Annotated in this window: 19 protein-coding genes; 2 read left to right on the top strand and 17 right to left on the bottom strand. The window is 64.3% G+C overall.

Annotation, left to right across the window (positions count from 1 at the left end; translation table 11 throughout):
- Positions 1-11: 11 nt before the first annotated feature.
- From ACZ89F_RS34345 to rsfS, 10 genes are all read right to left on the bottom strand, one after another.
- Positions 12-1,268, bottom strand: coding sequence for a D-amino acid dehydrogenase (locus ACZ89F_RS34345; RefSeq protein ID WP_023811792.1), 1,257 nt, complete (start codon positions 1,266-1,268; stop codon positions 12-14).
- A gap of 123 nt (positions 1,269-1,391) precedes the next feature.
- On the bottom strand, positions 1,392-1,949 hold the full coding sequence (locus ACZ89F_RS34340; protein WP_476096660.1) for a GreA/GreB family elongation factor: 558 nt from the start codon (positions 1,947-1,949) through the stop codon (positions 1,392-1,394).
- Between the two features lie 2 nt (positions 1,950-1,951).
- Positions 1,952-2,374: a nucleoside diphosphate kinase regulator gene (gene rnk, locus ACZ89F_RS34335; RefSeq protein WP_476096659.1), complete on the bottom strand. Its 423-nt coding sequence runs from the start codon at positions 2,372-2,374 to the stop codon at positions 1,952-1,954.
- Positions 2,375-2,649: 275 nt separating this feature from the next.
- Positions 2,650-3,789: an alanine racemase gene (alr, locus tag ACZ89F_RS34330; protein WP_476096658.1), complete on the bottom strand. Its 1,140-nt coding sequence runs from the start codon at positions 3,787-3,789 to the stop codon at positions 2,650-2,652.
- Between the two features lie 212 nt (positions 3,790-4,001).
- The gene (locus ACZ89F_RS34325) at positions 4,002-4,523 is read right to left on the bottom strand and encodes an RNA pyrophosphohydrolase (RefSeq protein WP_476096657.1); all 522 of its coding nucleotides are present in this window, start codon (positions 4,521-4,523) and stop codon (positions 4,002-4,004) included.
- A 30-nt stretch (positions 4,524-4,553) separates the two neighbouring features.
- Positions 4,554-5,750: a divergent polysaccharide deacetylase family protein gene (locus ACZ89F_RS34320; RefSeq protein ID WP_476096656.1), complete on the bottom strand. Its 1,197-nt coding sequence runs from the start codon at positions 5,748-5,750 to the stop codon at positions 4,554-4,556.
- 195 nt (positions 5,751-5,945) lie between these two features.
- Positions 5,946-7,277, bottom strand: a complete 1,332-nt coding sequence (locus ACZ89F_RS34315; RefSeq protein WP_056586250.1) for a S41 family peptidase — start codon at positions 7,275-7,277, stop codon at positions 5,946-5,948.
- Positions 7,278-8,615 (bottom strand): murein hydrolase activator EnvC family protein, encoded by a 1,338-nt coding sequence (locus ACZ89F_RS34310; protein ID WP_476096655.1) that lies wholly within the window; start codon positions 8,613-8,615, stop codon positions 7,278-7,280.
- A 178-nt stretch (positions 8,616-8,793) separates the two neighbouring features.
- Positions 8,794-9,276, bottom strand: coding sequence for a 23S rRNA (pseudouridine(1915)-N(3))-methyltransferase RlmH (rlmH, locus tag ACZ89F_RS34305; RefSeq protein WP_136618482.1), 483 nt, complete (start codon positions 9,274-9,276; stop codon positions 8,794-8,796).
- Between the two features lie 84 nt (positions 9,277-9,360).
- Complete coding sequence (gene rsfS / locus ACZ89F_RS34300) at positions 9,361-9,738, bottom strand: ribosome silencing factor (protein ID WP_056586238.1); 378 nt, start codon at positions 9,736-9,738, stop codon at positions 9,361-9,363.
- Positions 9,739-9,980: 242 nt separating this feature from the next.
- On the opposite strand from rsfS, the gene ACZ89F_RS34295 reads away from it, so the two are divergent.
- Positions 9,981-10,832 (top strand): mechanosensitive ion channel family protein, encoded by an 852-nt coding sequence (locus ACZ89F_RS34295; RefSeq protein WP_476096654.1) that lies wholly within the window; start codon positions 9,981-9,983, stop codon positions 10,830-10,832.
- Positions 10,833-10,909: 77 nt separating this feature from the next.
- On the opposite strand, the gene ACZ89F_RS34290 is transcribed toward ACZ89F_RS34295, so the two are convergent.
- From ACZ89F_RS34290 to obgE, 5 genes are all read right to left on the bottom strand, one after another.
- Entirely contained in the window at positions 10,910-12,214 is a 1,305-nt protein-coding gene (locus ACZ89F_RS34290) for an MFS transporter (RefSeq protein ID WP_476096653.1), read from the bottom strand.
- A 68-nt stretch (positions 12,215-12,282) separates the two neighbouring features.
- The gene (locus ACZ89F_RS34285) at positions 12,283-12,870 is read right to left on the bottom strand and encodes a nicotinate-nucleotide adenylyltransferase (protein ID WP_476097455.1); all 588 of its coding nucleotides are present in this window, start codon (positions 12,868-12,870) and stop codon (positions 12,283-12,285) included.
- 72 nt (positions 12,871-12,942) lie between these two features.
- Complete coding sequence (locus ACZ89F_RS34280; RefSeq protein WP_476096652.1) at positions 12,943-14,229, bottom strand: glutamate-5-semialdehyde dehydrogenase; 1,287 nt, start codon at positions 14,227-14,229, stop codon at positions 12,943-12,945.
- A 2-nt stretch (positions 14,230-14,231) separates the two neighbouring features.
- On the bottom strand, positions 14,232-15,407 hold the full coding sequence (gene proB, locus ACZ89F_RS34275) for a glutamate 5-kinase (protein WP_476096651.1): 1,176 nt from the start codon (positions 15,405-15,407) through the stop codon (positions 14,232-14,234).
- 4 nt (positions 15,408-15,411) lie between these two features.
- Positions 15,412-16,443 carry a GTPase ObgE gene (obgE, locus tag ACZ89F_RS34270; RefSeq protein ID WP_109664514.1) on the bottom strand — a complete coding sequence of 344 codons (1,032 nt, stop codon included), beginning with the start codon at positions 16,441-16,443 and terminating at the stop codon, positions 15,412-15,414.
- Positions 16,444-16,577: 134 nt separating this feature from the next.
- Here obgE and ACZ89F_RS34265 point away from each other — a divergent pair, with 134 nt between their 5' ends.
- On the top strand, positions 16,578-17,447 hold the full coding sequence (locus ACZ89F_RS34265; protein ID WP_476096650.1) for an endonuclease/exonuclease/phosphatase family protein: 870 nt from the start codon (positions 16,578-16,580) through the stop codon (positions 17,445-17,447).
- Between the two features lie 222 nt (positions 17,448-17,669).
- Here ACZ89F_RS34265 and ACZ89F_RS34260 read toward each other — a convergent pair whose 3' ends face one another.
- Both ACZ89F_RS34260 and rpmA read right to left on the bottom strand, forming a co-directional pair.
- The gene (locus ACZ89F_RS34260; protein WP_476096649.1) at positions 17,670-18,257 is read right to left on the bottom strand and encodes a GNAT family N-acetyltransferase; all 588 of its coding nucleotides are present in this window, start codon (positions 18,255-18,257) and stop codon (positions 17,670-17,672) included.
- 119 nt (positions 18,258-18,376) lie between these two features.
- On the bottom strand, positions 18,377-18,646 hold the full coding sequence (rpmA, locus tag ACZ89F_RS34255; protein WP_015315190.1) for a 50S ribosomal protein L27: 270 nt from the start codon (positions 18,644-18,646) through the stop codon (positions 18,377-18,379).
- Positions 18,647-18,672: the final 26 nt, after the last annotated feature.

Below are 18,672 nucleotides of genomic sequence, written 5' to 3'. Positions count from 1 at the left end.
CAACGCTCGCCCTACCGCAGATAGCGCTCCTGCGCGAGGTCGCGGACATCGATGTCCGGCACCCGGCTGGAGATGATGTCGGCCAGCACCTTGCCCGAGCCGCAGGCCATGGTCCAGCCGAGCGTGCCGTGGCCGGTGTTGAGATAGAGATTGGAAAGCTCGGTGCGGCCGATCAGCGGCGGACCATCCGGCGTCATCGGCCGTAGCCCGCACCAGAAGGTCGCGTCCCGCATCGCACCGGCGCCCGGAAAGAGATCGCCGACCGAGTGTTCCAGCGTACGGCGCCGCGATTCATGCAGCCTGAGGTCGAAGCCGGAAATCTCGGCCGTGCCGCCGACCCGGATGCGGTCGCCAAGCCGGGTGATCGCCACCTTGTAGGTCTCGTCCATCACCGTCGAAACCGGTGCCGCGGCGGCATCCTTGATCGGCACGGTGATCGAATAGCCCTTGACCGGATAGACCGGGATCGGCCGTTTCACCCTGCGCATGAACCCTGCCGAATAACTGCCCAGCGCCATGACATAGGCGTCGGCGGCTTTCCAGCCTTTGCTGGTGCTGAGATTGGCGATGCGGTTGCGGCTGCGGATGACACGCCAGATCGTCACGTCGTATTCGAACTTGACGCCGCGCGCCACACAGAGCTCGGCCAGCCTGTCGGTGAACATCTTGCAATCGCCGGTCTCGTCGTGCGGCAGCCTGAGGCCGCCGACGAACTTTTCGCGCACCCCGGCGAGGCCCGGCTCAGCCGCGATGCAGCCGTCCTGGTCGAGGATCTCGTAAGGCACGCCATACTTCTTCAAAACCTCGACATCGCCGCCGGTGCCGTCGAGTTGCTTTTGCGTGCGAAACAGCTGCAGCGTGCCTTGGGTGCGTTCGTCATAGGCGATGCCTGTTGCTTCGCGCAGCGCCTTCAGCGTGTCGCGGCTGTATTCGGCCAGCGGCACCATGCGCGCCTTGTTGATCGCATAACGCTCGGCCGTGCAGTTGCGCAGCATCTTGATCAGCCATGTCCACATATGCGGATCGAAGGCAGGCCGCACCACCAGTGGGCCATGCTTCATCAGCAGCCATTTGATCGCTTTCAGCGGAATGCCTGGGCCTGCCCATGGCGAGGCGTAGCCGGGCGATATCTCGCCGGCATTGGCGAAGCTGGTTTCCAGCGCCGGGCCTTTCTGGCGGTCGAGAACCGTCACCTCGTGGCCGGCCTCGGCAAGAAAGTACGCCGTGGTCACCCCGATGACGCCACCGCCCAGCACCATGATCTTCATCGTTCACTCCTTGCCGCGCCGCGCGTCCTTCAGGACACCTTGGACGCGGCCACCATTTCCGATTTGCGCATGCTCCCCGGCGAAAATCGATGCCGATTTTCGGGGCCATGCACTGTTGCCATTTCACGCCGCCGTAGGACCGGGGTCGTCATCGCCCTCTGTCTGCCGCATTCCGGCCTTCTCGCCAAGAGGCCGCCAATCGGCTGCGGCGCTGTAGACGAGCGTGAGCCCATGCGGTCGTCGCACCTCGGCTTGGGATTTCTCCCTGACGGCCCGCCGCGCGGCCTCCGGCTGGTAGAGCACGGCCGCGATCAGGATCGACTCACGCCTGCCGTCGGCCTGTTCGATCGATGCCGCCTGGCCCTCGGCCATGCCAAGCATGCACAGCCCCCGCCTGGTCGTGATCGACAGGCTGGAGCCGACCGGTCCGCGCACCTCGTTCTGCACCAGGGTTCGGGTCTCGGCAGGGCCGGCATCGATGCGAAACACAACCCTGCTGTTCAGCGTAACGATATCGGGTTCGACCGAATCGATCGGAACCACATCAGCTTTAGAGAGCTTGTCTGCAAGCATAGGAACGATCGGATCCGCGAAAGCCCGCCGATGCTCCAGCATGATCTCGAGGACGGCGAAGTCCTTCGTCGTCAGCCAGCAATTCGTGCCTGTCATCGCCGCCTCCATGATCAGGACCGCTGCTGGCCGGACGCGGGCGTGTCGACGGCTTCGACCCTCAACGACAGCTCCCGGCCGCCACGACTGCTCCAGCGCACTACCTCCCCGACCGAGGCGCCGATAAGCGCTGTCCCCATCGGCGTCAGCACCGAAATCCTGTTTTCACTGATGTCGGCATCGCCGGGATAGACCAGCGTGATGCGCTGGGTGTCATCGCCATCGGTGCGGATTGTCACGGTCGAGCCCATCCGCACCACGTTGGCCGGCATGGAAGCCGCCGCAGTGATGACGGCCCGATCCATCTCCGAAAGCAGTTCTTCGGCTGTCTCGGGCACGCGGTCGAGCGACGCCCGCGCCAGGCCCGTCAGCCTGTTGTGGTCGGCATCGCTGACCAGAAGCCGGCTCGGTGGATGCAATCCCGTTGCATGTTGCATGGCAAACCTCATGAATTGGCGCATCGAACAGATGCGTGCCTGCCGCCGTACTGGACAGCGGCTTGATGAAAGCCGGCAGCCGCGAGGGCCGTCTGGCTCGGGAATGATGATGTCAGGTAGAAATGCCCCGGTTCGGACGGACGCCAAAAGGCGACCGCGCCGGGGCTACGATCCCGCGATCGGGCAGACCCTGAACAAGGTTCTGATATAAGCGAGGTTGCTCATGCCCAGAGCCTTGCCGACAGGCGTCCTCTTGTCAAGCGCGGCCAAAGCGCTCAACCGCCGACATAGCGCCGATGAAAGCGCGGGCCGAGGCTGGTCAGTATCTCGTAGCCGATGGTGCCGGCATGGCCGGCAGCGTCATCGACGCTTTGTGAGGGACCGAGCAGTTCGACGAGATCCCCCTCGCGGAGCTTGCCGGACGGCAACGCGGAGATGTCGAGAATGATCGAATCCATCGACACCCGCCCGAGGAAGGGCAGGCGCGCGCCCTCGAACCAGGCCGCGGACGCCGCGCGTCGGTGCCAGCCATCGGCATAGCCCAGCGAGATCGTCGCGGCAGCGAGCGGAGCCACCGTGTGGAATGTGTGGCCATAGCCGACACCGACGCCGGCCTCCAGCATGCGTGTCTGAACGACCTTGGCCTCCAGCCGCACGACCGGCAGCATAGGGTTCGGCCTGGCCGGTGTCGGATTGATGCCGTAGAGGGCGGCGCCGGGGCGTGCGAGATCGTAGTGAAAGCGTGCCCCAAGAAAGATGCCGGACGAATTGGTGAGCGAGGCCGGCGCCTCCGGCAGCATTGCACGCAGCCGCTCGAATGCCAGTCGCTGCCGCTCATTGGCCGAATGCTCCGGCTCGTCGGCGCAGGCCAGATGGCTCATCACGAAACGGATGTCGATGCCGTCGAAGGCATGCGGATCGGCCGCAACCCGCTCCACATCCCGGGGCGCCATGCCGAGCCGCGACATGCCGCTGTCGACCTGGATTGCAGCCGGCAGTTTCCAGCCGGCACGGCGTGCCGCCGCACGCCAGGCCGCCAATTGCTCCACGCTGTTGATGACGGCGCAAAGGTCCGCCGCCACGGCGTCCGGCTCGGCGCCAGGCGGAATGCCGTTCAGCACGAATATGGCAGGGCCCGGCCCAACCGAGCGGCGCAAGGCGACGCCCTCGCCCAGCAGCGCGACGAAGAAAGTGTCGCAGCCTTCGCGAAGCAGCGCCGCCGCGACCTGGCTGGCGCCAACGCCGTAGCCGTCCGCCTTGAGCACGCCAGCGCAGCGAACATCGCCCAACCGCGCTTTCAGCCGCCGGTAGTTTTCACGGATCGCACCGAGATCGATGGTGAGGATGGCTCCCGCCACCGCTTCGCTCGTGTCAGCGATATCCCTGGGCAGCGACCTCTTGGGGACGTCGTTCATGGCGACCCTTCCAATGCATGTCGCCCAAAAGGTGCGACGCGCCTTAATGCATGTCGCCCAAAAGTGACCTCGGTTTTGGGAGAACGACATGCATAAAAACAAAGACCTAAAGCGGGTCGCCTGAATCCGTTCAGACGCGACACGCTTTAGTGGCGGATGGACATCAATAGGACCGCCGGGCCGGCACGGCAACCGCGGTCCCTTCGCGTCGGTTATTGCACCAGATGCCGGAACGCCGCCACCACATCCTCATAGACATGGCGCTTGAACGGCACGATCAGGTCGGGCAGATCCTGCATGAGCCGCCATGCCCATTTGTCGAACTCGGCGGTGTGGCCGCCCGGCGGCGGATTGATCTGGATCTCGCTGACATCGCCGTGGAAGCGAAAGGCGAACCATTTCTGCGTCTGGCCGCGATAGCGCCCCTTGAAGGCGATGCCGACGAGATGGTCCGGCAAATCATAGTTGATCCAGTCCGGCGCCTCCGCCAGCAGCGAGACGCCGCGCATGCCGGTCTCCTCATAGAGCTCGCGCTCGGCCGCCTGCAACGGCTCCTCGCCCTCGTCGATGCCGCCTTGCGGCATCTGCCAAAGCTGCGTCGTGCCGGCAAATTCGCTGTCCGGTTCGGCAATGCGATGCCCGACCCAGACCAGGCCCTCGGCGTTGAGGATCACCAGCCCGACACAGGGCCGATAAGGCAGCGTTTCGCGGTCGACTTTCTTCGTCTTTGCCATCAGCCAATCTTCCAATCTGTTTTCCGATGGCTAGCCTTTTTGCGGATCAATCGCCACCGCCGAAATCGGCACGATCTCGATGCCGCGCTTCTTGGCCTCGGCCACCCAGGACGACACGGTGTCGACCGTCAGGTCGAAGGCCGAGCCGATGCCGACGGCAGAGCCTTTCGCACGCGCGGTCGCCTCCAGGCTGTCGAGCTTCTTCAGGATTTCACCGCGATTCTGCACGGCGTCGATCGCCATGTCACCGGAGACGAAGGGTACGCCGTCCTTCAGCGCCAGGTCCGGCGCCAGGCTGCGCGCCGACGAACCGTCGTCGATATAGGCGAGGCCGCGTTTGCCGAGCTCGGCCATGAATGGCTCCATTGCCGTCGCATCGGCGGAAAAGCGGGCACCCATATAGTTCATGACGCCGGTATAGTTCGTCGTCCGCGACAGCGCCCAGTGCAGGTTTTTCAAATTCTCGTCCGCGCTCGCCGCCACCGTCAACGTGTTGCGGCCAGGATTGACATTGGGATAGTCGAACGGCTCGAGCGGCACCTGCATGACGACCTCATGCCCGCTTTGCCGTGCCGCCTGCATCCAGCGGCCAATGCTGTTGCCTTGCGGCGCAAAGGCCAGCGTCACTTCCGCCGGCAGCTTGGCGATCGCCGCCTGCGTGCCGGTCTGCGACACGGCAAGCCCACCGATGACGATCGCCACGCGGGCGCCTCGCGACCCGGACCACGGCCGCGCATAGACGTCGAACGGCCGTCTGCCATCGGCGGCGCGCACAGGCAAAGGTCCGGTGTCGCTGGCCTCGATCAGCGCCTTGTCTGGAATATGCGCGATCTTCAGGTTCTGGCCGATGGTCGACGGATCGCGAATGACGATCGCCGCCCTGGGCGGGCCATCGCCCTCTTCCGTCTGCACATGGATGATCTGCGGCCCACCTGACTTTGTCGGCGTCCCGTTGGCCGGCGCCTCCGGCTTCGGCGCCGCCACCGGAGCCAAAGCGGACGGCGCGGCGGCAGGCTCGGCCGCAGGTGTCACTTTCGGCGTTGAAACGGCAACCTCTTGCGGCTTTCGAAACGGCTTTTCCCTGAGCGCGATCGCGCCGGAAACGCCAATCGCCACCAGCACGACCGCGGCCGCCATGATCGCACCGCCGCTGACCTTGCCGGCGGCGCGCGGCGACCGGACAGCCTGTCCGAGCGGGCGTTCGATGTCCTTGCCGATATCAGCCAAGCCAAATCCCCGGGCGCATGGCTCCGAAGACGAAACCGCTTCGAAAAGACATGCGCGAATTCATCAATCCTGGCGCACCCCGGCGCCCTGTTTGGGGCTTCGCCTCGCCCCCGAATCAAACTGCCGGAACCTTTCGGTCCCGGCAGCATCGCATTGCTTCCATCAGGCGGCCAGACCTGTTCTCGGTCGCAACCCCTACTGGTTGAGAACGGCCTTTTGCGGATTGGGCGGGAAGGACGGATCGGTCTTCTGTCCGCGCAGCAACTGCTCGGCATAGATGAGCTGCAGGTCGTCCTTCGGATCCGGCGGCACATAGGCCGCCGACCCCGAACCGGTCGTGCTCTCGTCGGCGCCCTTGATATGGCCCTTGAGGTCGGATTCACCGCGCGTCAGGTCCCTGCCCTGCAGTTCCGGCGGCAGCGGCTGGTCGACCTTGATGTCGGGCGTGATGCCCTTGCCCTGGATCGACTTGCCGGACGGCGTGTAATAGAGCGCCGTCGTCAGCCGCAGCGCGCCATTCTCGCCGAGCGGAATGATGGTCTGCACCGAACCCTTGCCGAAGGACTGCGTGCCGACCACCGTGACACGGCGCAGATCCTGCAGCGCGCCGGCGACGATTTCGGACGCACTGGCCGAACCGCCATTGACCAGAACGATCATCGGCTTGCCGTTGATGTCGTCAACCTGCTTGGGCTTGGCGTCGAAGCGAGTGACGTCCTTGGGATCGCGGCCACGCGTCGAGACAATCTCGCCGCGGTTGAGGAAGGCATCGGACACGCTCACCGCCTGGTCGAGCAGACCACCGGGATTGAGGCGGAGATCCAGAACGTAGCCCTTGAGCTTGTCGTCCGGCACCTGCTTCTTGATGGTGTCGATCGCGTTCTCGAGGTCGTCATAGGTCTTTTCGGTGAAGGAGGTGATCTTCATGTAACCGATGTCGTTCTCGACCCGGAACTTGACCGCCTTGACCTTGATGATGTCGCGCACGACCGTCAGTTCGATCGGCTTGTCGGCGCCCTGGCGCAGGATGGTGAGCTTGATCGGCGTGTTGACCAGGCCGCGCATCTTGTCGACCGCGTCGTTGAGGGTCAGGCCGCGAACCTCTTCGCCGTCGATCTTGGCGATATAGTCGCCAGCCAGCACGCCTGCCTTGGCGGCCGGCGTGTCGTCGATCGGCGTGATCACCTTGACCAGGTCGTTCTCCATGGTGACCTCGATGCCGAGGCCGCCGAACTCGCCCTTGGTCTGGACGCGCATGTCCTGCGCCTGCTCGGCATTCATGTAGGAGGAGTGCGGGTCAAGCGAGGCAAGCATGCCGTTGATGGCGTTCTCGACCAGCGACTTGTCGTCGGGCGGCGTCACATACTGTGCCCGCACACGCTCGAAGATATCGCCGAAGATCGCCAGTTGCTTGTAGGTCTCCGACCCTGCAGCATTCGCCGCCGAGCCGGGTGTGCCATAGACAAGGCTCATGGCGGACGCGCCCATCAGCGCACCGGCAAACAGAAGCGACAGTTTCCGCATTATTCACGTCCTTCCAGAAAAACGGTCCGCCCACCATGGGGCCGGATCGACGGGTTTTCCATCCTTGCGGAACTCGACATAGAGTTCCGGCGTGGCATTTCCATTGTTCGAAACCGAGGTGCTCGCCACCCGGGCCTCTCCCATCGCGCCGATCGGCTCTCCTGCGAGCACTGACTGACCGGTCGCGACGCTGATTCTGCTCATCCCCGCCAAAACGACATGATAGCCGTCGCCTGCGTTAAGGATCAAGAGTTGACCATAAGAGCGAAACGGCCCCGCATAAAGCACATTCCCATCCGCCGGCGCGGTGACGATGGCTCCCGATTGTGTCGCAACCATGTCGCCAAGCATCACCGCGCCGTTACCGTCATCGGCGCCGAATCGCCGCTTGATGCGGCCGGTCACCGGCAGCGCGATCTGTCCCTGCAGCGCCGAAAAGGGTGCCGCGGCGGCAAGTTGGTTGCCTTCCGGCACGGGCAGCGACGCCAGTTCCGCCGAAGCCGATGTCTTGTCGCCGTCCGCCGTCTTCTGCTCGGCGGCCTTGGCCGCATCGGCAGCCTTGCGGCTCTTGTCGGCCTGCGCTTCGAGCGATGCGATCAACTCTTTCAGGCTGCCGGCCTTGGCCGCCAGCGCCTCGGATCGCTGCTTTTCAGCGGCCATTTGCGTCTGCGTGTCGGTTTCGAGCTTCTGCTTGGCCTCCAGAAGCATGCCGAGCCGCTTCTTTTCCGCCGCCTGGTCGCCGACCGCCGCCGTCAGCCGCGCCCGTTCGGCCTCGATCGAGGCCGTGACCCGCGACTGCTCCTTGAGATCGGCGAGCAGGCTATCCGTCTGCTGACGGAGTTCCGGCACCACGGCACCGAGCAGGATGGCGCTGCGCACCGACGACAGCGCGTCCTCCGGCTTGACCAGGATCGCCGGCGGCGGGTTCAGCCCCATGCGCTGCAGCGCGCCCAGCACTTCGGCCAGCACGTCACGCCGCGCCACCAGCGAGGCGCGGATCTTCTCTTCCTGGCCCTTCAGCCCTTCCAGCCTGGCGCCGATGTCCTCGATGTCCTGGCCGAGCTTCTGCTCGGTCATCGCCGACTGGATCAGTGCGGCGGTGATCGAGGCGTGATCCTTCTTGATCGTCGCGATGTCGGCGGAGAGCTTGGCCAACCGTTCGGAAGATAGCGTGATCTCCTTCGAGACCCGTTCGTATTCGGCGCGGCTCTGGTCCGGATCGGGAGCCATGTCGAGCGTGTTTTCGGCCCGCCCCACATGCAGCGACAGCACAAGCACCGCCGCCGCGATGCCGCAGCGCGCGCGCCATGAGCCCGTTCTCGATTTCCAGCCTTCAGACATCCGGCGTCGACTCTATCCGCGGCTTCGTTAACGAACCATCAACCATGTTTGAAGGCCCGTTCCCGAATGCATGTCGCCCAAAACTGGTCCCGGTTTTGGGAAAACGACATGCACACCAAAGCTCCAATCTGGCGCTGCATTGGGGCGGAAATCCGGGCAGGTCGCGCCAATTCACCGGTTAAGATCGATGGTAGGGATGTCCCGAAAGGATGGTGGCCACCCGATAAAGCTGCTCGCCCAGCATCACGCGCACCAATTGGTGCGGCCAGGTCAGCAATCCGAACGACATCACCAGTTCGGCCTGGTCGCGCAGCGACTGATCGTGGCCGTCGGCGCCGCCGATGGCGATGACCAGCGCCTTGCGTCCGCCGTCACGCAACAGGCCGAGGCGCCCGGCGAAATCTTCCGAGGAAAAGCTTTTGCCGCGTTCGTCCAGCAGGATCAGCGCGGTGCCCGGCTGCAACTGCGTCTGCAGCTTCTGGCCTTCCTCGCGCCGCCGCTCGCTTGCGGTCTGGCCGCGCCCCTCGGCGATCTCGGCAATGCCGGCAAATTCAAGCCCCACCGCCGGGCCGCTCTTGGCGAAGCGCTCGAAATAACGGTCGGCGAGCAGCTTCTCGGGGCCGGCTTTCATCCGGCCCACGGCATGAACTGATATCTTCATCCTTGCCTCTGTAAGCCGCTAACGCATGTCACCAAAAGTGTGAACCAGTTTCGGGGCAACGACATGCATCAAAACAAAGGCGGCTTAGTGAAGGGTCTCTTCCTCGAGATCCGGCGCCTGCCACATCTTTTCAAGATTGTAGAATTCGCGGACTTCAGGGCGGAAGACATGGACGATGATGTCGCCCGAATCGATCAGGACCCAGTCGGCGCCTGCCAACCCCTCAACGCGCGCCATGCCGAGCCCGGCATCCTTGAGCGCTTTGAGAAGATGATCGGCGACAGCCGCAACATGACGGTGCGATCGGCCCGAAGCGACGACCATGTAGTCGCCGAGGCTCGATTTCCCCTGGATGTCGATTGAGACAATATTTTCGGCCTTGGAGTCTTCCAGACTGGCAAGGACTGTCTTGATGGCGCGGGACACGGCGTCGTCTACGCTGATCCTGGCCGGCGAAGGCATAATATCGGCCTTCTTCCGCAGTGCTGTTCTCAGTGTATTTCCTTTCGCAGCAAGAACAACCAAATCACCCCCAAAAGCAGGTGACACCACTTAGATAGGCAGAGTTCCCTGACAGTTTCAAGACGGGACCCTGCCTCGCACGAACGTATTCTCGATCCTGTGGTTCCGCCGCACGCTGGAAAAGACCGGAACCCTCGCCGCCCGCATGGGTTATCGGCTCACCGACCAACCGGAATCCTGTCATGCCGATCGACCCGCAAAACGCCCTTCTCACCGTCCAGGCCGGCCTCGCACAGCTGAGCACGCTGATCGTTTCCTACTCCTTCTCGGCCATCGGTGCCGTCATCCTTCTGGTTGTCGGCTACATCATCGCCGGCCTTGCCGAACGTTCGATCTTCGCCGGCCTCGGCCATATCCATGGTTTCGATGCGACGTTGCGGCATTTCTTCTCCAAGATCGTCCGCTACGCCATCCTGATCCTCGTCACCATCATGGTGCTCGGCCAATTCGGCGTGCAGACGGCGTCGATCATTGCCGCGATCGGCGCCATCGGCCTGGCCATCGGCCTGGCGCTGCAAGGCACGCTGCAGAACATCGCCGCCGGCATCATGCTTCTGGCGTTGCGGCCGTTCCGCATCGGCGAGTCCGTCGAGGTCGGTTCGATTGCCGGGTCGATCGAGGAGATCGGCCTGTTCGCGACCAAGCTCAGGAGCGCCGATGGCGTCTACATCCTGGCGCCCAATTCGACGCTGTGGAACCAGCCGGTGCGCAACTTCTCGCGTAACGGCGTGCGCCGCAGCGACATCACGCTCAGCATCGGTTCCTGGAACGACATCGACCGCGCTCAGAAGACCTTGCTTGCCATCGCCGCCGCCGAGCGGCGGGTCAAGCGTGAGCCGGCCCCGATCGCATTCGTCGCGACATTGGGCGAAAGCAGCGTTTCGATTGCCTTGCGCTACTGGACATCGTCGGCGGATTTCTTCGCCACCCAGACCGATCTCACCAAGCGCGCCAAGCAGGAATTCGACTCGCAAGGCATATCGATCCCGCTGCCGCCGCCGGAAGCGCCGCAACCGGAAGCCCGCCGGCAATGATCCGTTAGAGCAATTCCAGGAAAAGTGTGAACGGTTTTCCCGGGAAAAGCGCATAGCGCTTTCCCTTCGGAATTGCGTCAAAACAAAGAGTTAGAGCCCTTGCGCCGATCCTGCTCGTCGGGCGCGAACGCAAGTTCGACCGGCAAAGGCGCCTGCGCGGTCATCGGTGCGAAACTGCCGGTTTCACCGGCAGGAACAGCCTGCGTCGTGAACACGCGCAGAAGCACGAACAGGCAGAAGGCTGCGGCGATGAGGATCGCCACATAGATGAAGGCCTGCGTGCCGAAGACGGCCGAAAGCGCGGTCACGATGCCGGGCACGATGAAGCCGGAAAGCGACCACGCGAACAAAAGCGAGCTGGACAGCGCCACCATGTCCTCCTTGCCGGCGCGGTCGGAGGCATGCGCGCTGGAAAGCGAATAGATCGATTCCGAAGCGCCATCCCAAACGATATAAATCACCACCAGCGCCGCCAACGCGCCGCCATCGAACCCAAGCGCGAACAGGCCGGCGACCATGGCGAGCGCGGATGCCGCGATCAGCACATAGCGGCGGTCGGTGCGATCGGAAATCCAGCCAAGCGGGATCTGCAGGATCAGCGTGCCGACCGGCATCGCCGAAAGCAGCAGCGCCACGTCTGCCTGGCTGTAGCCCTTGGCCGTGGCATGGATCGGCGCGAAGCCCGCGATCGACATCGACAGGCCGCCGACCGCCAGCATGCCGGCGACCCCGACCGGCGAAATCCGCCAGGCCCGGCGCAGCGCCACCGAAGCTGCCTGCGGGGCCGGGGGCTGGGCCAGCCGCGTCATCCCCACGGGAAGGATCGACAGCGCCGTGAAGACGATGCCGATCAGCGGCGCATCCGCCGTCCTGATATCGACCAGCGCCAGCGTCGCGTAGCCAACACCAAGGCCGGCCACATAGGCAACGTAGAAGAAAGCCATCACCCGGCCCCGGATGGCGTTGGCAACGGCATCGTTGAGCCAGCTCTGCGCAACGATGAACAGGCCGCATATGGCAAAGCCGTAGAGCGCTCGCGCCGCGATCCACAGCAGCGGATGGACCCCGGCGCCGACAGCGGCATTGGCCAGCGCGACCAGCGCCGACAGCACCATGAAGGCGCGGGCATGGCCAACCCTTCTGACCAGCGGTCCGGTCAGGATGCAGCCGGCAAGGCCGCCAGCCGAAAGTCCGGTGATGATCAGCCCGGCCCAGGTCGGATCGAAACCCTCGGCGCCGAGCCGCACCGGGATATAGGCAAACATCAGCCCGTTGCCGACGGCGATCAGCGCCATCGACACGATGACGCTGGCAATCGCGATCAGCGGCGTGGGCTCTGTGCCTTGCTCGACTTCGCTGCGGTTTTTCCTGGGAATCGACATGCCTGCTCAGGATTGCCCATGAAACGTGCAAAGGGAGCGATAAAAGCGACATGGCCGGGCGGGCGGGCTCATCCCTTTGCCAGCTTGCGGATCGCGCTCGACGACAGCGACGAACGCGGGCCGTGGATGAAGGTCCAGGCCGGAGCCTTCATGCGGGCGAGCCGTGGCGCATCGCCCTCGTCGACGCGGGCATAGTCGAAGGTCTTGGCGACGACCGACGACAGGAACGACAGCGTCGCGCCCGGACGGTCGATGACGGCGATCGGGAAGGTCATGACGATCTCGCGCCAGCGCTGCCAGCGGTGGAAATCGCGCAAACTATCGGCGCCCATGATCCAGACGAAGTCGACACCGGGATTGCGCGCCTTGACCAGCGCCAGCGTGTCGGCGGTGTAGCGGACGTGATGGGCAGCCTCGAAGGCAGAGACCTTGATCTTCGGGTTCTTGGCGATCTGCTCGGACAGTTGCAGCCGCTCGCTGAGCGGCGCCAGTTCCCTGGTGCTCTTCAGTGGATTGCCCGGCGTCACCATCCACCACAGCTGGTCGAGCGCCAGGCGCCTGAGCGCAATCTCGGCGACCAGCGCGTGGCCGGCATGCGGCGGATTGAACGAGCCGCCGAACAGGCCGACGGCCAGCCCTTTCTCGGCGTGCGGCATCTTCAGGTAACGGGAGGGTACCGCCGGTTCGGAAGATGCCAGCATTGCCTCAGGCTCTAGCGACGAAAAGCTTCAAGGCCTCACCTGTCCTGATCCGCGCACGCGGTATTTGAACGAAGTCAGCTGCTCGACGCCGACCGGTCCGCGCGCATGCATCTTGCCGGTGGCGATGCCGATCTCGGCGCCCATACCGAACTCGCCGCCATCGGCGAACTGCGTCGAGGCGTTGTGCAACAGGATCGCCGAATCGATCTCGTTGAAGAATTTTTCGACCGCTAGCGTATCCTCTGCGACGATCGCCTCGGTGTGATGCGAGGAAAAGGTCTCGATATGGTCGATCGCGCCACCGATACCGTCGACCAGCTTCACCGCGATGATGGCGTCGAGATACTCGGTCACCCAGTCGGCATCGGTCGCCGGCCTGGCGTCGAAAAACACTTTCAGCACGTCGGCATCGGCATGGATTTCGCAGCCGGCCGCGCGCAAGGCGTCCAGGATCGGCACCAGATGCGTGGAGGCAACCGCCCGATCGACCAGCAGCGTCTCGGCGGCGCCGCAGACGCCGGTGCGCCGCATCTTGGCGTTGACCGCAATCCGCACCGCCATGTCGAGATCGGCCGATCGGTCGATGTAGAGATGGCAGATGCCTTCGAGATGCGCGAAGACCGGCACCCGCGCCTCGGTCTGCACACGCCCGACAAGGCTTTTGCCACCGCGCGGGATGATGACGTCGAGCGTACCGCCCAAGCCTTTCAGCATCTCGCCGACAGCGGCGCGGTCGGTGGTCGGCACCAGCTGGATGGCGTCTTGCGGCAGGCCGGCTTCCTTCAGCCCTTCGACCAGGCAGGCATGGATGGCCGCCGAAGAATTGAGCGAATCCGAGCCGCCGCGCAGGATCACCGGATTGCCGGCCTTCAGACACAGCGCGCCGGCATCCGCCGTGACGTTCGGGCGGCTCTCATAGATGACGCCGACGACGCCAAGCGGCGTGCGCACGCGCTCGATATGCAGGCCGTTCGGCCTGTCCCATGCGGCAATCACGTCGCCGACCGGATCGCGTAGCGCGGCGATCTCCCTGATGCCGTCGGCCATGGCTCGGATGCGCGCCGGATCGAGCTTCAGCCGGTCCATGAAGGAGGCGGAAAGCCCGGATTCCTGACCATTCGAGACATCGATGGCGTTGGCGTCGAGAATGTCCTGTTCACGAGCGACGATCGCCTCGGCCATGGCGAGGAGTGCGGCATTCTTGGCGACGGTCGTGGCAATGGCCAGCGGTCGGGCGGCAGCGCGGGCGCGGCGGCCGATATCGGCCATCGTTGCCACGGTGTCATCCCCGGATTTTTCATGCAGTTTCAGCATGCTCATCCTCCGCTGGTTACTTGGTCAGCGACCCCTACTTGGTCGCTGGCCCCTACTTGGTCGCTGGAATGGCTCACCACAAGGTCGTCGCGGTGGATCATCGCCGAGCGCGCCTCGTAACCGAGCACGGTTTCGATCTCGGCCGTCTTCAGGCCTGCGATCCTTACGGCATCGGCGGCATCGTAGGCAACCAGCCCGCGCGCGATCTCGCGGCCCTCGGGCGACAGGATCGCCACCGTGTCGCCGCGCGAGAAATTGCCGCTGACCAGCTTGACGCCGGCCGGCAGCAGCGACTTGCCCGATGACAGCGCGCCGATGGCGCCGGCATCGACCGTCAGCCGGCCGGCTGGCTCGAGCTGGCCGGCGATCCAGGTCTTGTAGCCCTTGACCGGGTTGGCGCTTGGCCGGAAGAAGGTCGCACGCTCACCGCGTTCGATCGCCATCAGCGGCGACAGCCGCGTGCCCGACGTGATGATCATTGCGGTGCCGGCGGCGGTGGCGATCTTGCCGGCATCGAGCTTCGTCCGCATGCCGCCGCGAGACAGCTCGGAAGCGGCCGCACCCGCCATCGCCTCGATGTCGGGCGTGATGCGATCGACCACCGGAATGAATTTGGCGTTGGGGTCACGCGCCGGCGGCGCCGTATAGAGGCCATCGATGTCGGACAGCAGCACCAAAAGGTCGGCGCCCATCATGGTGGCGACGCGAGCCGCCAGCCGGTCATTGTCGCCATAGCGGATTTCCGAGGTCGCCACCGTGTCGTTCTCGTTGATGACCGGCACCGCCTTCATCTTGAGCAGCGTCGAAATCGTCGCCCGCGCGTTGAGGTAGCGGCGGCGCTCCTCGGTGTCACCGAGCGTCAGCAGGATCTGGCCCGATTTCAGGCTGCCCTTGCCGAGCGCATCCGACCAGGCGCCGGCCAATGCGATCTGCCCGACGGCTGCCGCGGCCTGGCTTTCCTCGAGCTTCAGGGCCCGCTTGCCAAGTCCCAGAATGGTGCGGCCAAGCGCGATGGCGCCGGACGAGACGACGAGGATTTCAGCACCGCCCTGGGCCAGCACCGCAATGTCGTCGGCGAGCGAGGCCAGCCAGTCGCGCTTCAGGCCCGTCGTGCGGTCGACAAGCAGCGCCGAGCCGATCTTGACGGTGATGCGCCGATATTTTTTCAGCGACTGCATCGTCCTATCTGTCCCAGCGCGTCTCGACCGGGGCCGCGATCTGCGCACGCGCCTCGGCCACCACCGACATCAGCGCCCGCAGCACCGCCTCGACACCTTCGCCGGTGACCGCCGACAACAGCATCGGCGCGCGGCCGGCGGCACGCTTCAGCGAGGCGACCTTCTTCTTGCGCGCATCGGCGTCGAGCGTGTCGACCTGGGAAAGCGCCACGATCTCGACCTTGTCGGTGAGGCCGTTGCCATAGGCTTCGAGCTCGGCGCGCACGGTCTTGTAGGCCTTGCCCGGATTTTCCTCCTGCGCCGAAACCAGATGCAGCAGCACGCGCGTGCGCTCGACATGGCCGAGGAAGCGGTCGCCGATGCCGACGCCCTCATGCGCGCCTTCGATGAGGCCCGGAATGTCGGCAATGACGAATTCGCGCGCGTCGATGCGGGCGACGCCGAGACCGGGATGCAGCGTCGTGAACGGATAGTCGGCGATCTTCGGCTTGGCCGCGGTGACGGCGGCCAGGAATGTCGACTTGCCGGCATTGGGCAGCCCGACCAGTCCGGCATCGGCAATCAGCTTCAGCCGCAGCCAGATGTTGAGTTCCTCGCCCGGCAGGCCGGGGTTGGCGCGGCGCGGCGCCTGGTTGGTCGAGGTCTTGAAATGCTGGTTGCCGAAGCCGCCATTGCCGCCCTTGGCCAGGAGAAAGCGCTGGCCGACCACGGTCAGGTCGCAGATCAGCGTCTCGTTGTCTTCTTCGAACACCTGCGTTCCCGCCGGCACTTTCAGCGTGACATCGGCGCCCTTGGCGCCGGTCATGTTGCGGCCCATGCCGTGGACGCCGGTCTTGGCCTTGAAATGCTGCTGGTAGCGGTAGTCGATCAGCGTGTTCAGCCCGTTGACCGCCTCCAGCCAGACATCGCCGCCACGACCGCCATCGCCGCCGTCCGGTCCGCCGAACTCGATGAATTTTTCGCGCCGGAACGACACCGAACCGGCGCCGCCGTCACCGGAGCGTATGTAGACCTTGGCTTGATCGAGAAATTTCATGGGATTTTGCAGTTTCTACTAGTGGCCTTGCGGCATTGCTCTAAACCTTGGGCTTTGCTCTAAACCAAGGCGCGGCGAAGGGCGAGGCCGTTTTGTGACAATGGCCGCGTGAGATTGGCCGGAGAGATGTCGGAATGAAGCTTGTAACCTACAACATCCAGTACGGCATCGGTCTCGACGGGCAATACGATGTCGGGCGCATCGCTGATGCCGTGCAGGGCGCCGATGTGATCGCCTTGCAGGAGGTGACCCGCAACAACCCCAGGAACGGCGGTCGCGACATGGTCGCCGAGATCGGCGAGGCGCTGCCCGACTACTTCGCCGTCTATGGCAGCAATTTCGAGGCCAACATAGGCTCGCACATCGAGAACGGCCGCGCCATCACGAAAACCTTCCAGCTCGGCAATATGGTGCTGTCGAAGACGCCCATTCATCTGTCGCGCAACCTGCTTTTGCCGCGCAGCCGCAGCTTCGAGATGATGAACTTCCAGCGTGGCGCGCTGGAAGCGCTGATCGAGACGCCGCTTGGTTTCATCCGCTTCTATTCCATCCATCTCGATCACCGCAGCCCTGTCGAACGCGCCAGCCAGATCCAGTTTCTGCGTCAACGCATGCTGAACTATGCGCTCGAAGGCGGCGCGCTGTCCGGCGTCGCCGAGATCGGCCTGCCGGAATTGCCGCATCCCGAGGCCTTTGTCGGCATGGGCGATTTCAACATGCTGGCCGGCTCGCCCGAATATGTCGAACTCGCCGGCCGCCCGGACCACGAATTCGGCATGCCGCTGACCGCCGACTTCGCCGTCGATGCCGCCTTGCGCCTGAACGCCACCGGCGACGATCTCGTCAGCTGGGTTGACCCCAAACAACCCACTGACCCCAGCCGCCACAAGCGCATCGACTACATCTTCACCAGCGCTTCGCTTGCCAAATCCCTGCAGCGCCTCTGGGTCGACCGAAAGGCAGTCGGTTCGGACCACCTGCCGGTCTGGGTCGAACTGGGCTGACCCCAGGTTTGGCCCGCAATCTTTTGCTGGACTTTTGACCAAAAGCTCAACGCCGATGTGCGTCGAGATTCAGGTCAGGCCGAGCCGAAAACGTTTGGTTTTCGAGAACCGGAGCGGAGCGTACTTAAAGTACGTGAGCACCGTTCTACTGCGAGGCAGTAGAACGGGGAAGCGCAGAAAATCAGCGTTTGCAGGCCGACCTCACCTGAATATCGGCACACATCAAAAGTGGACCCAGTTCCGCAGGCTGGTCCAGGTCTTCCTGTCGAGCCGGTAGCGCTCGACCGGCACCTGGCCGGCAACGATCGAGTTCAGCATGCCCTGGCCGGCATACTGGAAGCCGCATTTGTGGATGACGCGGCGCGAGGCCGGATTGATGACCCGCGTCGAGGCATGCAGCACCTGGATCGACGTCCTCTGGAAGGCGAGATCGACCAGCGCATGCGCTGCTTCGGTCGCATAGCCCTTCTTCCAGTAGGGCTCGCCGATCCAGTAGCCGAGCTCCAGTCCGCGATCGGTGGTGTTGAGACCGGCGCAGCCGACGAAAGTGTCGGTGCCGGCCAGCGTCAGGGCATAGGCGATGCCGGCCCGGCGCGACTTGGTCATCGCGAGGAAGGCGCGCGCCTCGGCCTCGCCATAGGGGTGCGGCATGCGGGCCAGCATTTCGGCGACATGACGGTTGTCGGCAAGCTCGGCCAGTTGCGCGATATCGCCTTCGTGGGGCGCCCGCATCACCAGCCGCTCGGTGACCAGCACCGGGCAGTCTATCGCGTAACTTTCGTCTTCTGAGTCTTCCGCTTCGGCAACCATTTGAAGTCCTCCAGGCACAAGAAAAAGGGGAGATGGAAACCCATCTCCCCTGATCCTTTTCCTGGCTTTGCCAGACACCGGTTCCCGAGATGGGCGCCGGTGTTCTAGTGCGGAACCGGCTACTCCGCGGCTTTGGTAATCGGGTTGACCGATACGTAGGTTCGGCCGTTGGCTTTTTTGTTGAACGTCACGGCGCCGGTCTCGAGCGCAAAAAGGGTATGGTCCGTGCCCATGCCGACATTGACGCCGGGATGCCACGTGGTGCCGCGTTGACGAATGATGATGTTGCCCGGGATGACGGCTTCGCCGCCGAACTTCTTCACGCCCAGACGCTTGGAATGCGAGTCGCGACCGTTGCGCGACGAGCCGCCAGCTTTCTTGTGTGCCATCTAACTAACTCCGTTGCGCCGCAAGG

The organism is Mesorhizobium sp. USDA 3734, assembly GCF_056279665.1.
The sequence above is the reverse complement of the archived record's forward strand: the minus strand, read 5'-3'. Positions and strand labels throughout refer to the sequence as shown.

Bases quoted from the DNA above. Each gene is read 5' to 3' on its own strand.
- ACZ89F_RS34290 (WP_476096653.1), bottom strand. From the start codon at position 12,214: ATGTCGATTCCCAGGAAAAACCGCAGCGAAGTCGAGCAAGGCACAGAG.
- ACZ89F_RS34340 (WP_476096660.1), bottom strand. From the start codon at position 1,949: ATGGAGGCGGCGATGACAGGCACGAATTGCTGGCTGACGACGAAGGAC.
- ACZ89F_RS34265 (WP_476096650.1), top strand. From the start codon at position 16,578: ATGAAGCTTGTAACCTACAACATCCAGTACGGCATCGGTCTCGACGGG.
- ACZ89F_RS34260 (WP_476096649.1), bottom strand. From the start codon at position 18,257: ATGGTTGCCGAAGCGGAAGACTCAGAAGACGAAAGTTACGCGATAGAC.
- obgE (WP_109664514.1), bottom strand. From the start codon at position 16,443: ATGAAATTTCTCGATCAAGCCAAGGTCTACATACGCTCCGGTGACGGC.
- ACZ89F_RS34285 (WP_476097455.1), bottom strand. From the start codon at position 12,870: ATGCCGCACGCCGAGAAAGGGCTGGCCGTCGGCCTGTTCGGCGGCTCG.
- rlmH (WP_136618482.1), bottom strand. From the start codon at position 9,276: ATGAAGATATCAGTTCATGCCGTGGGCCGGATGAAAGCCGGCCCCGAG.
- ACZ89F_RS34310 (WP_476096655.1), bottom strand. From the start codon at position 8,615: ATGTCTGAAGGCTGGAAATCGAGAACGGGCTCATGGCGCGCGCGCTGC.
- ACZ89F_RS34295 (WP_476096654.1), top strand. From the start codon at position 9,981: ATGCCGATCGACCCGCAAAACGCCCTTCTCACCGTCCAGGCCGGCCTC.
- rsfS (WP_056586238.1), bottom strand. From the start codon at position 9,738: ATGCCTTCGCCGGCCAGGATCAGCGTAGACGACGCCGTGTCCCGCGCC.
- ACZ89F_RS34345 (WP_023811792.1), bottom strand. From the start codon at position 1,268: ATGAAGATCATGGTGCTGGGCGGTGGCGTCATCGGGGTGACCACGGCG.
- ACZ89F_RS34325 (WP_476096657.1), bottom strand. From the start codon at position 4,523: ATGGCAAAGACGAAGAAAGTCGACCGCGAAACGCTGCCTTATCGGCCC.
- proB (WP_476096651.1), bottom strand. From the start codon at position 15,407: ATGCAGTCGCTGAAAAAATATCGGCGCATCACCGTCAAGATCGGCTCG.
- alr (WP_476096658.1), bottom strand. From the start codon at position 3,789: ATGAACGACGTCCCCAAGAGGTCGCTGCCCAGGGATATCGCTGACACG.
- ACZ89F_RS34280 (WP_476096652.1), bottom strand. From the start codon at position 14,229: ATGCTGAAACTGCATGAAAAATCCGGGGATGACACCGTGGCAACGATG.
- rnk (WP_476096659.1), bottom strand. From the start codon at position 2,374: ATGCAACATGCAACGGGATTGCATCCACCGAGCCGGCTTCTGGTCAGC.
- rpmA (WP_015315190.1), bottom strand. From the start codon at position 18,646: ATGGCACACAAGAAAGCTGGCGGCTCGTCGCGCAACGGTCGCGACTCG.